This is a genomic window from Neisseria sp. HMSC03D10, assembly GCF_001807625.1.
Taxonomy (GTDB): Bacteria; Pseudomonadota; Gammaproteobacteria; order Burkholderiales; family Neisseriaceae; genus Neisseria; species Neisseria mucosa.
In genome coordinates this window covers 1-4,110 of sequence record NZ_KV789486.1, presented here as the reverse complement: position 1 = coordinate 4,110, position 4,110 = coordinate 1, and the positions used below count along the sequence as shown (strand labels likewise).

Annotated in this window: 2 protein-coding genes; both read left to right on the top strand. The window is 51.8% G+C overall.

Annotated elements, in window-relative coordinates; genetic code table 11:
• Nucleotides 1-309 precede the first annotated feature (309 nt).
• Nucleotides 310-2,406, top strand: a complete 2,097-nt coding sequence (locus HMPREF3066_RS00580) for a TonB-dependent receptor plug domain-containing protein (RefSeq protein WP_070439802.1) — start codon at nt 310-312, stop codon at nt 2,404-2,406.
• Between the two features lie 316 nt (nt 2,407-2,722).
• A complete protein-coding gene (locus HMPREF3066_RS00575) occupies nt 2,723-4,036 on the top strand; it encodes a transferrin-binding protein-like solute binding protein (protein WP_070439801.1) in 1,314 nt (437 codons plus the stop codon).
• Nucleotides 4,037-4,110: the final 74 nt, after the last annotated feature.

Here is a 4,110-nt window from a genome sequence, read left to right as displayed (position 1 = left end):
TTGTCCTGATTTAAATTTAATCCACTATACAACAAGCCCCCTCTTTCTAAAACACAGGTTTCTCATCCCCACCAGCGATGCCGCAGCCATCAAACAACGCGATGCCGACAGTAAAAATATCGCCAGCCCTTCCGAAAATCCGGCTTCCGCTACATTCGGTTAAAGAGCATCAACAAATGTAGGTCTCTGAAAATATGATTAATATTCTCGGAGTAATGTATATTGTTTGCAAATCATTATCAAAAAATATTAGAATATACACTCTTGCTTTAACGCAACACCCCTTAATCACCCAACTAGAGGAAGAACATGAAATCCCCCCATTCCCCCGCCTTCCGTTTCAGCATCATGGTGCTGGCACTGTCTTCAGGTTTTGCCCATGCAGACAACGTTCGCCCCGAAGCAACTGCCGAACTGAAAGAAGTCGTCGTTACCGGTACTGCCGTACCAACCCGCGTTACCCGCAACCAGCTTGACCGCGAGACTTCGACCGATTTGAAACAAGTCATGAAAGACCAAATCGGCATGGATGTCGGCGGCGGCAACGGCGTGGCACAGTTTTACAGCATCCGCGGCGTCGGCGAAGACAAGATTAATCTGGAAGTGGACGGCACCAGCCAATCCACCAAAATCTTCCACCACCAAAGCCGCTTCCAGCTTGACCCAGCTTTGGTAAAAAGCATCAACGTTGAAAAAGGCACTGGCGCGGCGAGCGCGGGTTTGGGCGCGGTCGGCGGTACCATCCGCGTAACGACGGTTGACGCGAAAGACCTGCTGACCGACGGCAAACCTTTCGGTTTCAAACTCGGCGCGGGCTTGAGCAGCAATAAAGGTTCAACCGGCAACGCGGCGGTTTACGGCTATCAAAACGGCTTCGATGCCCTGTTTGCAGGCAACTTCCTCAACAACCGCGACTACAAAGACGGCAACGGCAATGTCAACCGCGGCAGCCGTCTGAAACAGCACAGCTACCTCGCCAAACTCGGCTACGACTTCAACGACGACCACGGCATCCGCCTGACCTACCGTCAGGAATACCAAAAAGGCAACCGCACCGACAAAGCCGAGTTCCAAAACGTTGACAGCTACGTCGGCGTGGACGGCACTTACCAAAAAGAGCAATCCTACAATCTGGAATACCGCGGCCGCAATGTCGGCTTCCTCGACAAAATCGACGCCAACGTCTTCCAAATCAACACCGACGACACCAAGCCGCCTAAAGGCGCGCCTTCCCCGAAAGCCCATGCCTCCGGCACGGCTCAAGGCGGCGTTCCCATCGGCCAGCTTGAGTTAAGCAAAATCAAAGCGACCGGCGCGAATCTGAACCTCGCCAGCTCTTTCGGCGACGGACACATGGTGAAATACGGCGTCAACTACCGCCACGAAACCTCCGAGCCGTCCGACAAAGGCGCATGGCTGAAGATTCTCGGCCTGTATGACCGCGACAAAGAGAAAAAAGCCGAATACGGCGTGTACGCGGAAGGCATTTGGAACCTGCACCCCGTTACCCTGACCACCGGCCTGCGTTACGACCATTTCAAATACAACGCCGCCAGCAAACAAAGCGCGTCGCACGGTCAGCTCAACCCCAGCATCGGCGCGATTTGGGACATCAACGACAACTTCTCGCTCTTGGCAAACCTCAATCAGGCAAGCCGTGCGCCCCGCCTGAACGAAGCCCTGTTGGCTAACGAACGCGCAGGCGCCGCCGCCGATTTGGACAGCAACCTCAAAGCCGAAACCGCCCGCCGTGCCGAACTCGGCTTCAAATGGCGCAACGACAATTTCAACGTCAGCGGCAGCGTGTTCCACCAACGCATCAAAGACCTCATCGTCTATCGTTGGGCAAAAATCAACAACAACACCGCCTCCATCACCGAACGCGGCAAGATTTACAACGGCGGCACGCTCAAAACCTACGGCTACGAACTTGACGCATCCTACCGTTGGGGCGGTCTGACCGCACGCGCCGGCGTGTCCTACGTCAAACCGCGTCTGAACGGCGAAATGTACTACGGCGAAAGCCCGATTCAAGCGGAAGACCACGAAAGCTCGTTCACCTTCTGGAACACCGGCCGCCAATGGCTGACCGGCCTGTCTTACCAGTTTGAAAACCCCAAACTCGAAATCGGCTGGCGCGGCCGCTACGCCCAAAGCGTGAAATACACCGACGTCGCCCGCGGACAAGGCACGATACACGGCAAGAAAGCCGGCTACGGCGTACACGACATCTACGCCAACTGGCAGCCGCTGAAAAAAGACAACCTGAACGTCAACTTCGCCGTCAACAACATCGGCAACAAACAATACCGTTCGCACAGCCAACGCTTCCCCGACGGCAACGGACGCGTCCCCTTCTACGAACGCGGCCGCGAGTTCGCCTTGGGCGTGAATTACCGCTTCTGATAAAAGTGTTGATAAAAGGTCGTCTGAAACCTGATTTTGGGTTTCAGACGACCTTTTTTAATGTATTAGGTTAAGGGCAGACATTTACCTCCTGCCGCCATTTCCACCCCATTACCCTTCCCTACATGGCACAATCAACCGCTCAACATCCTTAAACAACCTTCTGTCGCAAAAATCAAACACAAACCGCCGCCAAATTACCAATCTCCCTGCAAAACACAAATAATATTTTGTTTTTGTCATGATTGTATCTATGATATTGGATTTATGCCGTTTGATAAAAACGTACCATTTCAATCAAAAAAAGGGGGACAATATGTCTGCAATCAACACCAAAATCAAAACCATCATCCTCACCGCCGTCAGCGCGGCAATCCTTTCAGCCTGCGGCGGTGGCGGCGGTGGCGATACCGCCGCACTTTCCACCGGCTCGACATCTACCGGCGGCAGCGGCAGTCCTGCCAAAAACGGCGGTACCGGCAACAATAACAACGCAAATACCGGCAATGCCAATAACGATAACAGCACAGCCCAGACTCCCACTCTCAGCAACAAAGCCGACAAACTTGAAGAACTGCAAGACGAAGCCCCGCTTCCAGCCTTAAACCAAGATACTCCGCTGCACACCCATGTCATTTCTTCCGAAAGTGCACAACAAGGTAATCCGAATGTACAGCTTCGCATGAAAAGAAACAACGAAACTACAGAATATACAGGCGGATACTACCAAACCGACAGTCAAGAAAATGATCAGCATGGTTTGATAAGTTCGCTTAATTTCAAGCAAGATGGAAGTGTTAAAACCAACGAACTTAAATTGGATGCAGTCGTAATTGCAAACCAACGCAATGAAGGCAAAGCTACACAAGCCGAATGGCCTTCAGCTTCTTCTCTAATCGTAAAAGCATTCTCTGAAGGTGCAACTCCACCTACTTTCTCAAATCCTAATGATCCTTCGAATCCAAACGATAGAGATCTAGCATATTCAGTCATTAGCAAATTGGCATACTTAAAAAAAGGCAATCTCGCTTCTGGAGACGGGAAAAACGTCGTCTTCGACAAACGCTTTGACGGTGTATATGTCATCCAATTTACCGACGGTACGCAAATCGTTATGCACGACCCTGCGGCGGCAGGCTGGGCTTACCAAACCTTTGCATTCTATAAAGACCCCAAAAACGATGTCGCATTCGGCTATCAAAGCTTGGGCGACGAAACCAAGTTTACCGCCCTCCCTGCCAGCGGCACAGCAACTTACAACGGCCTGACCACAGCCTACGTTGTGAAAGACGATCAAAGCCGTCAGCTGACCGCCAATGTCAAAGCCATCGTCGATTTCGGCTTGAAAGGCGTACGCTTTGAGACTGCCAATTCCCAATTCCATTCTCTCGATACCAACGGCCGCCGTGTAACCGAAGCCGATGAAAAATACGACATGAAAGGTACGGCAAAATGGGAAAACGGCAACCTCTTCCTCGGCAAAGTCGAAGCTGCCGCAGCCGGCTTGAAAGGTAATTTGAGCGGTAAATTCTTCGGTCCGTCCGCCGCAGAAATCGGCGGTACCTACGGTCTGCAAAAAGAAGACGGCAGCGAACACTTAATCGGCGGTTACGGCGCGAAACGTCAATAAACCATCCTTCAATCTGCCAAAAGGTCGTCTGAAAACTAGAAAACAGGTTTGAACTGCACCCCAAAAGTTGGACA

Coding starts and splice junctions, on each gene's coding strand:
- HMPREF3066_RS00580 (WP_070439802.1), top strand. CDS start 310: ATGAAATCCCCCCATTCCCCCGCCTTCCGTTTCAGCATCATGGTGCTG.
- HMPREF3066_RS00575 (WP_070439801.1), top strand. CDS start 2,723: ATGTCTGCAATCAACACCAAAATCAAAACCATCATCCTCACCGCCGTC.